The following is a 17033-nucleotide window of genomic DNA, read 5'->3' as shown; positions in this document are numbered from 1 at the left end:
TACTCGCGCGGCGTCCCTCTTACGGGGGAGATGAATATATTCTTAGCGCTATTGGTGAGGTGGCAAGCGCGCGAGCTAGGCGTGGTGCACATGGCCCGCGGCCTCGTTGCTGGTTTGCTTAGAGATCGATTCGCCGGCGGCGGAGTACTCCCGCGTCCGCACCGCATCGGCCTGCACCTTTCGGGAGCGCATCCACGCAATTCCACGGCAGATCAGGTAGATCACAAAGCTCAAGGTGGTTACGAACACCGAAACCGGCAGCCCCGGCGCCAGCGATGCCACCAGTCCGCCGACCGCCGACACCACGGAGAACGTTCCCGACAGCACCACGGCCAGCACTGGGTTACTGGTTACCTTCACCGCCGCCGCGCCGGGCGTGATTAGCAGCGCGATCAGCAGCAGGGCGCCGACGATTTGCACACCCTGGCTAGCCACCACGCCGATCAACGCCGCGAATACCAGCGCCAACACGCGCACCTTCACACCCGAGGCTGCCGCCAACACCGGATCCACGGTGGCAAACAGCAGCGGCCGCCACAGCAGCGCCATTGTCACCACCACTAGCGCAGTCAGCACCGCCAGGATTTCCAGCGAGGCCGAACTCACGCCCACAATCTGCCCCGTCAGCAGGCTAAATGCGGAGGACGACCTGCCGGGATACAGGTAGATAAACAGCACGGAAAGGCCCATGCCGAAGCTTAAGACCACCGCCACGATAGCGTCCTGCTCCCTTTGCCCCAGTGCCGTCAGCGCCACGGCGGCCAGCACCGCGCCGATTAGCGCGCCCCAGCTCACGCTAAAGCCGAACAGAAGTGCGGCGGCTGCTCCCATCAGTGCCAGCTCGCCGGTGGAGTGCGCGGCGAAGCTCATTTTCCGCATCACGATCAGCGGGGCGATCGCGCCGGAGACGATGCCCAGCAGCAGCGCCGCCAGCAGCGCGTTCTGCACGAAGTCCACCGAGAGCAGCGCAAGGGTGTCCTCCCACCAGTCCCCGGTGTGGAATTGGCTACTCATACGACCACCAGCTTTCCGTCCACGTTGAGTACTTGCACGTCCGTTCGGTACAGGCGGGAGAGCGTCTCGCTGTTCATTACCTCATCGACCGTGCCGATGGTGTGCCCATGCGGGGCGAGGTACAGCACCCGGTCGGTCACGTTAAGAATCGGGTTGATGCCGTGGGTGACGAACACGATCGCAGTGTTGTGCTCGCGCCGCCTGCGGTCGAGCAGCTCCACGGTTTGTTTCTGCGCCCGCAAGTCCAGCGAGAGCAGCGGTTCATCGCACAGTAATAGCTCCGGATCCTGCGCCATCGCCTGCGCCTGGCGAATGAGTTGTTGCTGACCACCGGAAAGTTCACCTACGCGGCGCTTGGCCAGGCCGGTCGCGCCTACTTCTTCCAGCGCCGCGTCGATCTGGGCTTTCTTCGGTCGCCGATTCTTAATAACGCCCGCTGCGAGCGCGAGGCCAACCAAGTCTCTCGCGCGGAGCGGGATGGTGGGGTCGAACATCCTTTGTTGGGGGATGTAACCCAGCTTGTCCGCCACTTTGAGGCTGCCGCGGCTGAGTTTGCGGGTGCCGAGGGCGACGTTCAGGAGGGTGGATTTTCCCACACCGTTGGGACCCAAGATAGCCAAAAACTCCCCCGGCGCGACCTCGAGGTCGAGATCGCGCCAGAGGGGTTCGACTGCCGCGTTGCGCAGGGCGAGAACCATTACTTGGTTGCGTCCTCCAGCTGCTTGATAAGGGTATCGGCGTACTCGAAGTAATCCTGACCCTCATCTGGGGTTTCATTAACGTTGACAACCGAAATGCCAGCCTCCTTGGCAGCCTCGGTCAGCTGAGAGGCGGCCGGGGTCTCCGACTGCTCGTTGGTGATGAGGATGTCGGCTTTCTTGTCCGTGATCAGCTGGCGGGTAGCGGCCAGGTCAGCGGCGGAGGGCTCGGATTCGCTGTTCACCGAGTGGGCAAAGCCCTCCGGGGTGACGTCCTTCAGCTCGGAATCGTCCACCAGCTCGGCGGCGACAGACTCGGTGAGGATGACGTTCTTTCCGCTGAGCTTCTCCACGCGGGCCTTCAGCTCATCGGTCTTCTTGGTGATGTCGTCGTCAGACTCTGGAATGTCGGAGTTCAGCTTGTGCAGTTCGGTGGAGAGCTTCTTTTCGAACTCGGAGACCACATCCAGGTCGAACCATACGTGCGGGTTAGTTTCGTCGTGGTCGTGACCCTCGTGGTCATGCTCGCCGTGCTCGTGCTCGCCGTGTGCGTGGTCTTCGTGTTCATCGTGACCGGCCTCTTCGCCGTGTCCGTGGTCATGGCCGTGGTCGTGCCCCTCCTCACCGTGCTCGTGGCCCTCGTGCTCGTGGTCATGCTCGTCGTGAGCGTGCTCTTCGCCGTGCTCATCGCCATGGTGGTGGTGATGCGCCTCGGCCAGCGGCTGTGCGGTGACCAGCGGAGTGCCCTCTTCCACATTGTCGGTCAGCCAGTTGTCGTAGCCCGCCCCGTTGGCGACCACGATGTCCGCGTCTTTGACCGTCGCGATGTCGCGGGCGGTGGCCTCGTACTCATGCGGGTCGTCGTCCTTGCTGCTGAGGATGGTAGTCACCTCAACATCATCGCGCCCCTCGGTGATGTCCTCGGCGATGCTTCCCCAGATAGACGTGGAGGCGACCAGCTTGATTTTGTCCCCGTCAGCGGCGGAATCGTCGGATCCACCAGCGCAGGCGGTCACGCCCAACGCCAACGTCGCAATACTTAACACTGCCCCGAAGTTGGCAATCATTTTCTTCATTCTCCCCAGGCTAGTGGGCACGAAAACTATCGTCAATACCAACCTCGAGTGCGTTCTGCTTAGGCCTAGCTTCGCCGGAGAAGGTGGCGCTGGATCCCCAAGAAATGAGTGGCGAAGACTACTCTTGAGAGAATGAGTAGAGCAGCACGGCGCGGCACCCTGGCCTCCATCGCGGCCGAACTGGGCGTTTCGCGCACCACGGTCTCGAACGCCTACAACCGCCCGAACCAGCTATCGCCCGAGCTGCGCGACCGGATCCTACACGTGGCGGCGAAGGTTGGGTACCCCGGCCCCGACCCGATGGCGCGCTCGTTGCGCACCCGACGCGCGGGGGCGATCGGCGTGTTACTAACAGAGGAGCTGCCGTATGCTTTCGAGGATCAGGCCTCATTGGAGTTCGTCTCCGGTGTGTCGGTGAGCTGCGGGGCGATGGATGCCTCCATGCTGTTGATCCCCGCGGGCGTGGACGATAACCCCAGCGCTGATCGTCCCGCCCAACTGGTAAACCAGGCCAGCGTGGACGGCTTCATCGTCTACTCCGTGGCAGGCGACGACCCGTACCTGGCTGCCGTGCGCAACCGCGGGCTGCCGACTGTGGTGTGCGACCAGCCTGCCGGCGCGGGCGACCCTTTCGTGGGTATCAACGACCGCGAGGCCATCAAGCCTGCCATCCGCACTCTTGTCGACGCAGGCCACACCCGCATCGGAGTGCTATGCATCCGTCTGGACCGTGCGCCCAACAATGGGCCGGTTACCGACGAGCGCATTGCCGGTGCCCACATGCACGTGCAGCGCTCCCGGCTGCTGGGAATCCTGGATGTGCTGGAAGAGGCCGGAATCGCGCACGCGCCGATCGTCGAGCGGCACATCAATAACCCACAGACCGCCTTCGAAGCCGCCCAGGAGCTGCTTTCTGCCCACCCGGAGCTCACCGCAGTGGCCTGCACCACCGACTCGCAGGCGCTCGGAGTGGTGCGATACGCAGCGGAGCAGGGCATCGACGTGCCAGGTCAGCTCTCTGTGACGGGGTTCGACGGTATTCCCGAAGCTATTGACGCCCACATCACCACTGTCCGCCAGCCCAGCAAAGACAAAGGGCTGGAAAGCGGAAATATGCTAGCCGAACTCATCGAACAGCGGCTGAGCAATGCCCCTGCAAAGTCCGTGCGCCGGGCGGAAGCGCCGACCGTGTTGCTAGAAACTGAGCTCATCCGCGGAACGTCCGTCGCGGCGCCGCAGTAAATCCTGCAGAACGTCTCGAACGTCTTCCGGGGTATCCAGGCGGCGGATGGCGGATGTCTCCCCGCCGCCGACGCGGATGCCGATGTCCGAGCCTGGCGCGGCGGCCGGCGCATTGTCGTCAACGCCTGCGGAGTCTGCGGTGGGGGAAGCGGCGGCGGGGGAGCCTGCAGCAGGGGAGTAGCGCAGCGTGGAGAGCACCGTCTCGTCCGTTGTATCGTCCCCGGCGAAGAGTACCCGTAGCTCCCGGCCATGCTCGCGCGCGTAGGCGCGGCGGTAGTCGGCGATGTACGAGCCCTTGGTGGTCTTATCCACCGCAACCTCCAGGATGTCCTTACCCCACGTCACCTGGGATAAGTCGCTGGTGGCGGCGAAGTCCGCCAGGCGCTGATTCAACTGCCCGGCCAACTCCTTCTCGGGCACCAGACGGGTGTGCAGGCCCACGGCCAGGGGCTTGGCCTCCACCCATGCGCCCTCATGCGCGGTGGCGATCTCCTCGGCGTGCGCGCGCAGCTCGCCGAGCCAAGCCCTCTGCTGCGGGGACAGTTGCGCCACCCCACCCTGGGCGGGTTCCGCGCCGTGGCTGCCGACCAGGCGTACTGGCCCGTGTACGGGCAACATCGTTGCGTTCGTCAGCAGTTCCAGGTTGCGCCCGGAAATCACCATCGCCACCGTGTGTGGCAGCTGCGAGAGACTCACCAGAGCCTCCATCGCGCCCGGGACGGCGTGTACTCCCGCTGGCGCGTCCGAGAAGTGGGCCAGGGTGCCGTCGAAGTCCATCGCTACCAGTAGGTCTGGGGTGGTGGCCAGGTCGGAGAGGTCGGCGTCCGAAAGAATAGGCAGTAACGATCCATCCATGCCTCTAGCCCTCCTTCGGTCCGCTGAGGAACTCGACCGCGGGGACAGACTGCCAATCCTGCTTATCCTCCGGGGCGGACTGCTGAAGCTTCAGCGAGTTATCGGAAGGGCGGGTGTAAGTGAGGTTCTGGTTATTGAGCACGGACTGCAGGCGATCGGCAGTGTCCTCGTCGCCCGGTAGGCACTGAGTGTCGTCGATGGGGGAGGAGGAGAAGTCAGTGATGCGCATGCCCTCGTCCTGCCACTCCACATGGCCGGTTAGGTGTACACAGCCGCTGGTGCCCGTCAGCGAATCCTCACCGAAGATTAGAAAGCTGCGCCCTTGCTGGGTTTCCGGCAAGAGCCCACCGCGAACGTCCGTGTCGTAGATCGCCGAGACCTGCCATTGCGAATTTCCTAGCGGGGCCTTTGTGTTGGAACAGCCAGTCAGCCCGGCCAGACCCACTACGCTAAGAGCCAGGACCAGGGCAGAAGCTGCGCGGTGCATGCGCATCACTCCACCTCCCGTAGCTGCTGTAGGAAGGCATCTGCCCACCGGTTTACATCATGATCCTGCAAATGCCCCCACATCTGACGCATGCGGCGGATCTTGTTTGTCGGTTCGTCTTCAATGGCCAGCTGCAGGGCATTGGCGATTGATTCCACATCGTGGGGGTTGCACAGGTACGCCTGCACCAGCTGTGTGGCCGCACCCGCGAACTCCGAGAGAACCAGCGCCCCCGAGCCGTCCGAGTGGCACGCCACATACTCTTTGGCCACCAGGTTCATGCCATCCTTCAACGGGGTGATCAGCATGACGTCCGCTGCCGCGTACAGCGCGACGATCTGCTCGAACGGCAGGCCCGAGTGCATGTAATGGATCAACGAACGCCCCAGGCTGCCGTGGTTGCCGTTGATGCGAGAGACAATCGCCTCTACCTGCTGGCGGGTGCGCTGGTAATCATCCAGACGCTCGCGCGAGGGGGTAGCAACCTGCACCATGGCCACGTCTTCTGCGGCGAGGCGACCGGAATCCAAGAGGAACTCGATGGCCTCTAGGCGGTGCTGAATGCCCTTGGTGTAGTCCAGTCGATCCACGCCCGCGATCAGCACCCTCGGGTTGCCCAACCGGGCGCGCAAGTCGCTGGCCTGAGCCAGAACATCCGGCTGGTTGGCCTGCGCATTGACTTTGGCGGAGTCGATCGAGATCGGGAACACGCCAACCTTGACTACCCGGCCGGAATCCACAGTAATGGTGCCCACCACCTGCGCTTCTTCGGGCAGACGGGCGCCTCGCAAAAAGTTTGCAGATTCGGCATCATCCACGATCTGCACCGAATAACCCATGGCTCGCAGCGCTACCATAAAATTCCGCGCGGAATCCTGAGTGTGGAAGCCCACCACGTCCGCGCCTAGGGTGCCTTCCAATACCTGGCGGCGCCACGGCAGCTGGCGGAATAGCTCCGGGGCAGGGAAGGGGATGTGCAGAAAGAAGCCGATGCACACGTCGTCGCGCATCTCGCGCAGTTGGCCGGGGACCAGATGCAGCTGGTAATCCTGCACCCATACAGTCGCATCTTTCGCCGCGACCTCCGCGGCTGATTGAGTGAAGCGCTGGTTGACCTGCTGGTAGCGCTGCCACCAGTGCTTATCGTAGGTGGGATGCACGATTAGGTCGTGGTACAGGGGCCACAGGGTGGCATTGGAAAAGCCTTCGTAGAACTGCGCGAAGTCATCCGCATCCAGGTTAACGGGAATCATCTGGATCCCGGCATTCTCCGGAGCGGGCATGTCCTCCGGCGCGACCTCATCCATCGCCCCTGGCCAGCCAACCCACGCCCCGCGGTTGGATTCCAGCACAGGCTTCAGCGCGGTGACTAGTCCGCCGGGCGACGGCACCCACGTGACCTCCCCGGAGGAATCGTCGACGTGGCGATCAACGGGAAGACGATTAGCAACAACCAGAAAATCGGACTGCATGTGTATCACCCGTGTCGGTGCAGGTCGGCAGGTCTACTCGCTGGCCTTCGTGGCCGTCTTTTTTGCGGCCTTCTTGGTCGTCTTTTTTGCGGCGGCCTTCTTGGCCGTCTTCTTCGCTGCCTTCTTGGTGGCCTTTTTCGTCGTCTTCTTGGTCGTCTTCTTTGCGGTCTTCTTAGCCGACTTCTTGGTGGTCTTGCGGGTGGACTTCTTGGCCTCTTGCTCCGCTTCCTCCAGCTCAGCAACCACACGACGGTGGATCAACCCCTCCGGCTCCACACCGAGCATGCACATTAACGTCGCTGCATCGAGGAAGTCCTCGGAATAGGTCGCGACGATGCGCTGTGCTGCCTGCGCGGTTTCTGCTTCCACCGCATGCAGGGATTCATTGTTGGTGGAACGGTTGTCGGTGACCTTCGGAGGCACGAGCCTGACCCCATTTCTACACAGTCGACGTACGGAACTTAAGTCTCAACTTTAGATATTTTACGCGATTTACTGTTCGCCCGTTCCCGTCGGGTGGTCTTCTTGTTGCTGTATCTCGCTTTCGGACGCCCGCATCTTGCTGTCCAACTGCCACATACTCTTCGATACGCTCCTTCTGCGCCTACGCCAGTGCAGGGGCTGGCGCACCCGTCCGTCGGTATCCATCCGGGGCTTCTGCTGAGGCAGTCGGCGCGACCCCACGTGGGGGCGTCGCAACTGCTGGTAGCGGTGCAGGATCCGCGGGCGGCGAATGCGACGAGCGATCCACTCACCGAGTACCACACCTGCGGCCAGCGACGTGGCAGTGGTCAGTGCGAAACCCAGGTTGGACATACCGACGACGAACTGGTCGTTGAGCACTGAGCTCATGCCACGGTAAAGGGCCAAGCCGGGCAAGAACGGCGTAATGCCCGCGGCGGCAGTGATCTGCGGTGGAATCATGTAGCGACGGGAAAGCAAGCCACCGGCGAGACCGACCACCAGGGCAGCCAGCGCCGTGCCGAAGGTGCCAGGCCAATGCAGCAGACCCGTGACGGTAAACAGCGCCACCGAGGCGATCAGGGCAGTCAGACTAGCGACCACCGTGGCACGCCGCTCGCAGAAGCAAGCACTGCAGAAGAACGCGGTGGCGGTTGCGCCGGAGATGATCTGGATGGGCACAGAACCCAGCACTCCCGCCGTTTGGGTGGTATCCAGCGGTGGCAAGGTGATGCCCATGACAACCATCGTCTGAATACCGGCGGCGATGCCGGTGATGATCCCGCCGGTCTGCAGCAAGGTTTCATAAAAGCGTGCCGCGGAGGTGACCGGGGCGCCCGTTATGCCGTCCTGTAGGGCCTGGACCAGTGTCAATCCGGCAAGGAGGGCAACGATGGAGGAACCGATGATCAGTGACGGCGGAAGATAGAAATCGATTCGGTCGGCGATGGAGTACGTCACCGCGGCAGGGATCACCGCCGCAAAGCCGCCAAGGACGTTTTGGAAGAACAGCGGCAGCGACTTAGAGGCCAGCCATGCGTTGGCGAACATCGTGAAGATGGTGGTGATGCCCGCGACGACGGCTACGGCCCAGCCACCGCCGAGAAGCAGTGCAACCGAGGCGGCGAATCCACCCCAGCTGGCTAGCGCGTAACGGTTGCGGTAAGGCAGCAGCGACGTTTCAATCTCAAAGAGGATTTTCTGCGCCATCTCCAGCGGGGTTGCGCCTGCGACGATCGACCGGATCAAGCGGTCGACCTCCGTAATACGGGAAAAATCCGTAGACAACTGCCGCACCACGCGGAACATGTTGGTCGGCGGGGTGTTTTCGTTGAATCGCGAGTAAATGTAGATCGTGTTCAGCGTGATGTCTACGTGCGTGTTGTTCAGACCGTAAGCGCTCATGATGCTTCGGATCTGCGCCTTCGCGTCGGAGTTGCTGCTGCCCGCTGTGAGGAGCTGGTCGCCGATGCGTCCAGCGAGATCCATCACCGCGTGGGTTTTTACCGGATCGGATAGATCCACCGGCGCCAACGGGGACGGCGGGGGAGCTAAGCGGATAGCATCGATCGTTGCTCTGTTGCCGGAAAATAGCAGGTCAGAGCTTTTACTCAACGCTCTCGACAGGAAACTAGACACCCTCACACCGTACATTGGCCTTGCGGAGTTTTCACAAGCACATGTTTGCCCAGCTAGAACGCGGTGTTTGTGGAGGTTTAGGCACCGTTTTACTGTTCGTGCGGGTGGCTTGCTAGGCTGGGAAAGTCCATCGCCTGAGGGGTGAGCTCCGGCTGTTGCCGGTCGCTGAAGCCCGCGAGTGTAGGTGGATCGGTGCTGGAGTGGCGCAATCGGTAGCGCAACGGTCTTGTAAACCGTAGGTTGCGAGTTCAAGTCTCGTCTCCAGCTCATCTGGCTTCGGCGTGGCTAAGCGCCGCACCGGAGGCAGAAACGCCGGCGTAGTTTAGTGGTAGAACATCAGCTTCCCAAGCTGAGAGTGCGAGTTCGATTCTCGTCGCCGGCTCCAATTGCCGTGTTACCTTTGCGTTATGTCAAAGGATCACCACTCACCACAGACAATCCGAGAACTGCTTTCTGCTAACGAAGCTCGAAATTTGACCCGCTCGGTCCGCGCCGCGTTGTTATCCGGAACAGAGGATTACACCCAAATTGGGCATGTTCTGCTTAATTTCCCGGGACGATTGCATGTTCCTGACGATTGGGAGCAGCGCCTAGAAGAGTTGCCGGTCAGCAAAGGCGGTACCCCCGAGGACGAGAAACAGAGTCGTCTCGACCTGGTCGGTGATTTTCTGGATGAAATTACCCAGAGTTTGGCCGATGAAATGGAGGCCTGGGCTGGCATGGTCACCGATTTTGACCGACTGTATTGCTCGATTTTGGATATGCGCGCCGAAGGCGTAGATATCTGGGTGTTCGATGACTGGGGATCGGTAGACAGCGAAGACGAAGAAGTTGGCGTGGCGGTAATCCCCTTCGATATCGCAGACGATCTTGATCTGCGGGAAGTGGTCATCGACTTCTATGTCCGGTCAGAAGCAGGTCGGGTAGCCGAAGCGGTGCAAATCATCGTCGAGACGCTGGAAAGCTACGGCTTGAACCCCGAGTGGGACGAGGATGCTACGGGGCCTGTCAGGGGTCCTATTTCAGTTCGAATGAACTGGCAGCCGCACAGCCTCCTCAAAGAGGGCTGGGACGATCTCTATGACACCCCGGAGGAATACAAAGCCAGCCTTGCTGTTCCGCTGAGCGAATAATCGTGGCGCCGTTGTAGCCGGGACACTGAGCCCGACTTGGCACCTTTTCTAGTCGAAGGTGTACAGCATGACGTGCGCGTGCTCGGCTTCGTCCACACCCTTGTCGACGTAGCCGATTTTCTCGTACACGTGCTTCGCCCGGTCGTTGCCAAAAACGACGCACAGGCTTACACCCGGCTTGCCATCGGCCTTCGCTTGATCCAGTACCGCCTGCATCAGCTTCGTGCCCAGACCCTTGCCGGTGTTGCCAGGCGCCATGGCGATCGCTACCTCTGGGTATTCTTCGGAGACAAAACCGTAGCCATGATGGTCTCTTGAAGAGTCGAGCAACCATGCGGCTCCGATGGCCTCGCCGTTTTCTTCGACGATGACGCCACCTTGTCCCTCGGTCCAGCCATCCACATAAAAGACGGTGTCCTCGTCGAACGTCTCCGAGAATCCCCGCTCGGGGTCGCCCCAGGTATCCGTTTCCTCGTTCATCTTGTGGATGAAGGGACGGTCGGCTTCGACCGCTCGACGAAACGTGAACTCAATGGGGGAATCAGCGTGAGAAGTCATGTATCTCAGCCTAGCGAAACAAACCCCCAGAGCGAAGCGTGGTGCTCGCGCTGGGGGTTTGGAAGTATAAGCCGGGACGGCCAGGAGCCGGCGAAGCCGGCAGGGGATCTTAGTAGATGTAGATCCGGTCGCCGACGTTCAGAGCGTTAAAGAAGTTCTGAGCGTGCGGTGCAGCCAGGTGGATGCAGCCGTGGGACATCACGTTCGGGGAGCCCTGGTGGAAGGCGTGGCCGTTGTTGGTGAAGTACACGGAGTACGGCATCGGGGCGTTGCCGTAAGTGCGGGAGACCTCGTTCTTCACCTTGCGGGTGATGACGTGCCAGCCCTTAGGGGTCTCGTAGCCGCGCTTACCGGTGGAGACGGCGACCGGGCCGTAGCTGGTCTTGCCGCCGCGCTGCAGCCATGCCTTCTGGCCGCGCAGGCTCACACAGCCACGGGCGTTAGCCGGGCACGGGGTGTTGCGTGGAGCCGGTGCGGGGCGGTGCTTCTTAGCCGGGCGCGGTGCGGGCTTGTTAGCACGCTCGCGGGCAGCGAGGGCGCCGGGAGCGAAGAAGTTTGCAGCGTCGTCAGCTGCGCGGTTGATCTGTCCACGGACAGGCTGCGGCAGGCCACGGGTTCCGTTGTGGATGTTGTCGCGGGCACCCAGAACGAAGTTGTTGATGTCCTGCTGGGACGAGCCCAGCGGAGCGGCGGCAGCGGCGCCGGTGCTCAGGGAGGCGGCCATCATGGTTGCAGCGCCGGCTGCGGCGAAGCGGCGGCGGAGGGAACGAGAGTGAGAGTTGGATTTTGTCATAGGCACAGCTTAACGGGTAAAGCACAGTAAATGTGCACTGAATCACGAGATAGGGCAACACTCAAGTAAGATGGGCGACGGTTCGCGGGCGCGGGAAGACCGTAAGAGGTTCACAGCAAACATCCAGCTATCATGCAGATAGACGCTAATTCTCTGCAGCACAATGAGGTGCATGACAATGCCTAATGCCCAGCCGGTGAAGGTTCTCGTCGTCGATGACGAGGCTAATATTTCCGATCTACTGAAGGTGAGCCTGAAGTTCCAGGGCTTCGATGTGGAAACGGCCGACAACGGACAAGATGCACTCGCGCTGGCGGATACCTACAAACCCGATGCCTTCATCCTGGACGTCATGATGCCCAGCATGGATGGCTTTACCCTGCTGAATAAGCTGCGCGCGGCAGGCCACGATGCCCCAGTGCTTTTCCTCACCGCAAAGGATGGCGTAGAGGATCGTATTCACGGTCTGACCATCGGTGCCGACGATTACGTAACAAAGCCTTTCAGCCTGGAAGAGGTCATCACCCGACTGCGCGTGATCCTGCGGCGAGTATCCCCGGAGGAGGATCAGGAATCCAGCCTGATCACCTACGAGGACATCACTCTGAACGACGACATGCATGAGGTAACGAAAGCCGGCGAGGTTGTTGAGCTGTCTCCGACCGAGTTCAAGCTTCTCCGTTACCTGCTGGTCAATGCCGAGGTTGTGCTGAGTAAGTCTAAGATCCTGGACCACGTGTGGAACTACGACTTTGGCGGTGATGGCAACGTTGTAGAATCCTACGTTTCCTACCTGCGTCGCAAGATCGACAAGGAAGAGCCACACCTGATCCAGACTGTTCGCGGCGTGGGTTACGTGCTGCGCAAGCCACGCTCCTAGAACATAAATCCAGAACATAAGGGGTTACACCGCTTCAACCTATGTCGTCTATGTCCAACCCTGAGCCGCCCGCGCCTGCATCTAATTCCGCCGTTCCGGTCCAGTCCAGCCATCCGGGGCACTTCCTGTCGCACTACCCACTGCGCGTTTCCCTCGTGGTGGTGATCGCAGTGCTTGTCGGTATGGGGCTGACGGTCTCCGGCGTATCCGTAACCACTACTTTGCAGCGTTTCCTGATCCAACGAGTAGATGAGCAGCTGGATCAGGCCACCAACGGCTGGGCCCACCGATCCGGCCTCGCCGACGGAACCTCGTATCAGCAGGGCCAGCAGGGGCAGGGCCAGCAGGGGGAAGACTCTGACGATCTGACCGGCTCCTCAGATCGCAGCACATTGGGTCTCGAAGGTTTCGGAGTGCTGAACTTGCAGCAGCCCCCGAACCCCGTCACCGGCGTTACCCGCCCGCCCAGTGACTTCTACATCCTGGTGGTCGACGACCAGATTTCCTACGAATACTTCAACTCGCCGCTGACGGCCCGCCCCGAGATTCGTGGCCTGGGCGAGCCCACCATGCCTGTGACCGTGGGCTCGCGCGAAGATTCCGGCACCCACATCAGCTGGCGTGCCACCAGCTTCCGCAATGACGACGGCACCATCACCATCGTTGCGCTGCCTTTGGAAGAGGAAGAACACATCATCTCCCGCTTGGTCCTGCTACAGGTCATCATCGGGCTGACAGTCGTCGCGTTCGTCATCCTGGCATCGATGTATCTGGTCCGTCGCGCGTTGCGTCCACTCAACGAGGTGGAACTAACGGCGTCTAAAATTTCGAACGGCGACCTGGGACAACGCGTGCCGAACTGGCGGCCGAACACAGAGGTCGGCAGGCTTTCCCAAGCCCTCAACAAGATGCTGGCGCAGATCCAGACGGCTTTCGTCGCCATCGGCGCGTCGGAGCAACAGGCACGCCGATCCGAGGCGTCTATGCGGCGCTTCATCGGTGACGCTTCCCACGAGCTGCGCACGCCGTTGACGTCTGTGCGCGGCTACGCGGAGCTGTATCAATCGGGTGCTACTGATGACGCCCCCATGGTCCTCGACCGTATTTCCGAAGAGGCGGGCCGAATGAGTCTGTTGGTCGAAGACCTCCTTGCCCTGGTCCGCATGGACGAGGGGCGCCCGCTGGCGAAGAATCGCGTAGATATGCTGGAGCTGGTGCTGGAGACAGCAGAGTCGGCACGCGCGGGCTTTCCGGAGCGCACGGTGCAGGTGGTCAACGAGGCCGGTGACATACCCGTCGTCGTGGGTGACGTTAACCGCCTGCACCAGGTATTCGGCAACCTGGTGACGAACGCGCTGCGCCATGCGGGAGAAGACGCGGAAGTGAAGCTGCGCCTGGATAAGCGAGACGGCCAGGTGATCGTGGACGTGGAGGATAACGGCCGGGGTATCCCGGCACAGGACCTGCCGCATCTGTTCGAAAGGTTTTACCGGCCGGATGTCTCGCGCTCCCGAGCGTCCGGTGGTTCCGGCCTGGGGCTATCGATCGTTAAGGGGCTGGTGGAGGCCCATGGTGGCACGGTCACTGTACGCAGCACGGAGGGCGAAGGAACACTGTTCCGCATCGAGCTGCCCGAGGCGCCAGAGACCGATTAAACCTCGGTGTCGTCTTCGCCCAGGCCATCTAACAGGGCTAAGTGGACGATGTCTTGGACATCCGGGTTGGTGGGCAGCTCCTCGTGCTTGCACTTGGATACGCCTAAATCCTGCAGGAAGTAGTTGGTGATGATGGCCTCGCCGGTATCGGCGCCAGCCTCGTCGGCGGCGGTGGCAGGCGAGCCGTTTTCCGTGGCATCGGCGCCATAGTCGCTGGGCACCGTCGGCTTCCGATCGCCGAGGAAGGCATTTTCGTGGGGAACGACTGTCGCGTCGTTGCGGGTGGCGTAGCAGGTATAGCGGATGTGGTTGCGGGTTTCGGGGGAGGCCGCCAAGGTTTCCAGCAGTGGTGAACCGATAACCTGCTGCATTCCCGCAGCGCCGAAGACGCGGCGAATGGTCGCAGCCGCCACGCGCTGGCTCATGTCGGTGGTCAGCATGCTGCCGAGCATGCCCATGAGTGTGGTGCCCTGGTGCGGGGCGCCGAGCGTGATCAGGTGGTGGACGTAGTCCTCGCCGCCGAGCTCGTTGATCCAATATCGCGCCAGCAGCCCACCTTGTGAGTGCCCCACGATGTCTACTGCCTCTGCGCCGGTGGCGGCCAGGACCTGTTCGATGTAGGCGCCGATATCCGACGCGGAGGTGGGGATGTCCTGGGTGCCGTGCACTCCGTAGTCCGGGCTGAAGACCACAAAATCGTCGTCGCGTAGGCGCAGAACCAGGTTCTGCCATACATTCTTGGAGCTGATGGTGCCGTGGATCAAGATCACCGGGTACGGGCGATCGATGGTGGGACGTGCCTGCCACAGGTCGTCGGCGTAGCCAGGGGAGACCTGGCGCGCACCCAAGGGAGGGTCCGGTATCGCCCCGCGCAGTTGTGGCATTTGCGGCCGGCTCATACGGCCGGGGATGTCCCAGAGGAAGCGCCCCGTGCTGGAAATTCCGCTTGCCATGCCGCTGCCCAGACGGCTGAGCCAGCCGCGGGCGTCGGGGTCCGCGCCGATGACGTCGCCCGCGTTGGTGGGATCGTAGTCGTCGTCAGGCTCGTGGTTGAAACTGTCGGCTGCATCTTCCAGCTCTTCCCGGACGGCTGCTTCCGCCGGAGAATCGACCTCGGCGAGCTCGTCCAGCTCGATGTCCGGCTCTACCTGGTCGTCTGCGCTGTCACCGATGTTGTCTTTGTCCACTTACTTTCCCACCGCTGTGAAACCTAGTTGGCGTTCGTTGAAGAGGTCCGTGCGTGTGCCTTGCCGCACCCGTTACCGGCGCTTAAGCGGAAGGAACCTTTGCCTCATCAACACCCTGGCTCAACAGTGCTTCGCGGATCTTGGCGGCCGACTCGTCCATCGTCGCCGGATCTGTTTCGTCCATGCGCATCACGTTCTGCAGGCTGTAGCCGGACATGTCGGAAGCCGGGAAGATGTGGATGTGGGCGTGCGGCACCTCGAATCCAGCGATTAGGTAGCCCGCGCGGGGGGCTTCGAAAGCCTCGACAATGGCCTTGCCGACCAGCTGTGCGACCTCGTTGCAGTGGCCCCACGTCGCCGGATCCAAATCGGTCCAACGGTCGACCTCCTCGATCGGCACGACCAGCGTGTGACCGTATGCTGCGGGCTCGATGGTCAGAAACGCCGCTGCCGTTTCGTCCCGGTAGACAAAGCGTCCGGGGATCTCACCGTTGATAATTTTCGTGAATACCGTAGCCATGGTGCCGATGGTAGCGCGTTCAACGTTTCTGGTGGTGGGGGTTTGCTTCGCTAGACTGGGGAACTATGCGCATTCTTGTTATCGGCAGCGGTGCCCGCGAGCACGCACTGGCTTATTCCCTGTCCCTGGATCCCTCCGTTGACCAGATCCACGTCACCCCGGGTAATGCCGGCATGGCGGCGGTGGCTACCTTGCACCCGGATGGCGATCCGGTGGCCTTGGCGCGCGAGGTCGAAGCCGACCTGGTCGTCATTGGGCCTGAGATTCCTCTGGTCGCCGGTGTGGCCGATGAACTGCGCGCCGCAGGCTTCGCCGTCTTCGGTCCGTCGGCCGCCGCTGCGCAGATCGAGGGTTCGAAGGCGTTTGCGAAGGACATTATGGCCAAGGCGCAGGTTCGTACTGCAGATGCCGTTGCGGTTCCTGTAGGGTCCAGCGATTCTTTTATTGACGCCACCCTCGACAAGTTCGGCCCGACTTACGTTGTCAAGGACGATGGACTGGCCGGCGGTAAGGGCGTGGTGGTCACGGCCAACCGCGCGGAGGCTGTGGAGCACATCCGCGCTGTGCATGCAGGTGGGAACCCGGTGCTGCTGGAAAGCTTCCTGGATGGGCCGGAGGTATCTTTGTTCTGCCTGGTAGATGGCGAGACTGTAGTGCCGCTGCTGCCCGCACAGGATCACAAGCGAGTAGGGGATAACGACGAAGGGCCGAACACCGGCGGCATGGGTGCCTACACTCCGCTGCCGTGGCTGCCGGAGGACGGCGTGCAGCGCATTGTCGCCGACGTGGTGGAGCCAGTGGCCAAGCAGATGGTGGCCGAGGGCGTGCCCTTCAACGGCCTGCTGTACGCGGGTCTGGCATGGGGTAGCGAAGGCCCGGCGGTGGTGGAGTTCAACTGTCGATTCGGTGATCCGGAGACCCAGGCTGTACTGCGCTTGCTGAAGACTCCGCTGGGTGGAGTACTGAATGCTGTGGCGACCGGCACCCTGGACCAGTTGCCGCCGTTGGAGTGGGAAGACGGCTACGCACTGACCGTCGTGTTGGCCGCGGAGAACTACCCGGCCAGCCCGGTTACCGGCAAGCCGATCGTCGGGGCGGAGCCGGGCAACGAATCCCGCGGGATTCTGGCCGCAGGTGTGGCGGAGCAGAATGGTCAGCTGGTGAGCTCCGGCGGCCGCGTGCTGAACGTCATCGGCACCGGCGCCACCCTGGCGGAGGCACGCAAGCAGGCCTATGAGACCCTGCAGGGCATCCAGCTGGAGGGTTCGCACTACCGCTCCGATATCGCTCTTCCCGCAGTTGAGGGCCGCATTTCCATCTAGTACCCGAACGCTGTTTTGACAGCATTTGGGTGTAAAGATTG

The 17033-nt window shown here is 61.9% G+C and carries 17 protein-coding genes and 2 tRNA genes; 7 read left to right on the top strand and 12 right to left on the bottom strand.

Translation table 11 applies throughout. The annotated features are described in order from the left end of the window. Positions 1 to 75 precede the first annotated feature (75 nt). The 3 genes from ACKFRT_RS06885 to ACKFRT_RS06875 are packed head-to-tail and all read right to left on the bottom strand — an operon-like array spanning position 76 to position 2788. Positions 76 to 1014 (bottom strand): metal ABC transporter permease, encoded by a 939-nt coding sequence (locus ACKFRT_RS06885; protein ID WP_296212160.1) that lies wholly within the window; start codon positions 1012 to 1014, stop codon positions 76 to 78. After that, complete coding sequence (locus ACKFRT_RS06880) at positions 1011 to 1712, bottom strand: metal ABC transporter ATP-binding protein (protein WP_296212157.1); 702 nt, start codon at positions 1710 to 1712, stop codon at positions 1011 to 1013. Before ACKFRT_RS06880 ends, ACKFRT_RS06885 begins: the two co-directional genes overlap by 4 nt. Further along, positions 1712 to 2788, bottom strand: a complete 1077-nt coding sequence (locus tag ACKFRT_RS06875; protein WP_408924776.1) for a metal ABC transporter solute-binding protein, Zn/Mn family — start codon at positions 2786 to 2788, stop codon at positions 1712 to 1714. Before ACKFRT_RS06875 ends, ACKFRT_RS06880 begins: the two co-directional genes overlap by 1 nt. A 132-nt stretch (positions 2789 to 2920) precedes the next feature. Here ACKFRT_RS06875 and ACKFRT_RS06870 point away from each other — a divergent pair, with 132 nt between their 5' ends. Next, positions 2921 to 4030: a LacI family DNA-binding transcriptional regulator gene (locus tag ACKFRT_RS06870; RefSeq protein ID WP_296212155.1), complete on the top strand. Its 1110-nt coding sequence runs from the start codon at positions 2921 to 2923 to the stop codon at positions 4028 to 4030. Here ACKFRT_RS06870 and otsB read toward each other — a convergent pair. From otsB to thrE, 5 genes are all read right to left on the bottom strand, one after another. Then, on the bottom strand, positions 3983 to 4885 hold the full coding sequence (gene otsB / locus ACKFRT_RS06865; protein WP_408924775.1) for a trehalose-phosphatase: 903 nt from the start codon (positions 4883 to 4885) through the stop codon (positions 3983 to 3985). The genes ACKFRT_RS06870 and otsB overlap by 48 nt on opposite strands. A gap of 4 nt (positions 4886 to 4889) precedes the next feature. Next, positions 4890 to 5372: a hypothetical protein gene (locus ACKFRT_RS06860; RefSeq protein WP_408924774.1), complete on the bottom strand. Its 483-nt coding sequence runs from the start codon at positions 5370 to 5372 to the stop codon at positions 4890 to 4892. A gap of 5 nt (positions 5373 to 5377) precedes the next feature. Further along, positions 5378 to 6844, bottom strand: a complete 1467-nt coding sequence (locus tag ACKFRT_RS06855) for a trehalose-6-phosphate synthase (RefSeq protein WP_296212149.1) — start codon at positions 6842 to 6844, stop codon at positions 5378 to 5380. Positions 6845 to 6877: 33 nt separating this feature from the next. Beyond that, a complete protein-coding gene (locus ACKFRT_RS06850) occupies positions 6878 to 7267 on the bottom strand; it encodes a hypothetical protein (RefSeq protein ID WP_296212147.1) in 390 nt (129 codons plus the stop codon). A gap of 69 nt (positions 7268 to 7336) precedes the next feature. Beyond that, positions 7337 to 8959, bottom strand: coding sequence for a threonine/serine exporter ThrE (gene thrE / locus ACKFRT_RS06845; protein WP_296212145.1), 1623 nt, complete (start codon positions 8957 to 8959; stop codon positions 7337 to 7339). A 179-nt stretch (positions 8960 to 9138) separates the two neighbouring features. Here thrE and ACKFRT_RS06840 point away from each other — a divergent pair. From ACKFRT_RS06840 to ACKFRT_RS06830, 3 genes are all read left to right on the top strand, one after another. Further along, positions 9139 to 9211 (top strand) — tRNA-Thr (locus tag ACKFRT_RS06840). Between the two features lie 44 nt (positions 9212 to 9255). Next, positions 9256 to 9329, top strand: a tRNA-Gly gene (locus ACKFRT_RS06835). A gap of 22 nt (positions 9330 to 9351) precedes the next feature. Continuing rightward, positions 9352 to 10077, top strand: a complete 726-nt coding sequence (locus tag ACKFRT_RS06830; protein WP_408924773.1) for a hypothetical protein — start codon at positions 9352 to 9354, stop codon at positions 10075 to 10077. 48 nt (positions 10078 to 10125) lie between these two features. Here the strand turns inward: ACKFRT_RS06830 and ACKFRT_RS06825 are convergent, their stop codons facing one another. Together ACKFRT_RS06825 and ACKFRT_RS06820 are read right to left on the bottom strand one after the other, a co-directional pair. Further along, entirely contained in the window at positions 10126 to 10635 is a 510-nt protein-coding gene (locus ACKFRT_RS06825; protein WP_408924772.1) for an N-acetyltransferase family protein, read from the bottom strand. 109 nt (positions 10636 to 10744) lie between these two features. Continuing rightward, on the bottom strand, positions 10745 to 11428 hold the full coding sequence (locus ACKFRT_RS06820; RefSeq protein ID WP_296212139.1) for a L,D-transpeptidase: 684 nt from the start codon (positions 11426 to 11428) through the stop codon (positions 10745 to 10747). 172 nt (positions 11429 to 11600) lie between these two features. On the opposite strand from ACKFRT_RS06820, the gene ACKFRT_RS06815 reads away from it, so the two are divergent. Continuing rightward, positions 11601 to 12308 carry a response regulator transcription factor gene (locus ACKFRT_RS06815; RefSeq protein WP_296212137.1) on the top strand — a complete coding sequence of 236 codons (708 nt, stop codon included), beginning with the start codon at positions 11601 to 11603 and terminating at the stop codon, positions 12306 to 12308. Between the two features lie 50 nt (positions 12309 to 12358). Beyond that, positions 12359 to 13963, top strand: coding sequence for a sensor histidine kinase (locus ACKFRT_RS06810; RefSeq protein WP_408924771.1), 1605 nt, complete (start codon positions 12359 to 12361; stop codon positions 13961 to 13963). Here ACKFRT_RS06810 and ACKFRT_RS06805 read toward each other — a convergent pair. Continuing rightward, the gene (locus ACKFRT_RS06805) at positions 13960 to 15150 is read right to left on the bottom strand and encodes an esterase/lipase family protein (RefSeq protein ID WP_408924770.1); all 1191 of its coding nucleotides are present in this window, start codon (positions 15148 to 15150) and stop codon (positions 13960 to 13962) included. The genes ACKFRT_RS06810 and ACKFRT_RS06805 overlap by 4 nt on opposite strands. An 82-nt stretch (positions 15151 to 15232) precedes the next feature. Beyond that, the gene (locus tag ACKFRT_RS06800; RefSeq protein ID WP_408924769.1) at positions 15233 to 15670 is read right to left on the bottom strand and encodes an HIT family protein; all 438 of its coding nucleotides are present in this window, start codon (positions 15668 to 15670) and stop codon (positions 15233 to 15235) included. A 65-nt stretch (positions 15671 to 15735) separates the two neighbouring features. On the opposite strand from ACKFRT_RS06800, the gene purD reads away from it, so the two are divergent. Further along, positions 15736 to 16992 (top strand): phosphoribosylamine--glycine ligase, encoded by a 1257-nt coding sequence (gene purD, locus ACKFRT_RS06795; protein WP_408924768.1) that lies wholly within the window; start codon positions 15736 to 15738, stop codon positions 16990 to 16992. The last annotated feature ends 41 nt before the right edge of the window (positions 16993 to 17033 follow it).

This window comes from Corynebacterium jamesii (assembly GCF_046097395.1).
GTDB lineage: Bacteria > Actinomycetota > Actinomycetes > Mycobacteriales > Mycobacteriaceae > Corynebacterium.
The sequence above is the reverse complement of the archived record's forward strand: the minus strand, read 5'-3'. Positions and strand labels throughout refer to the sequence as shown.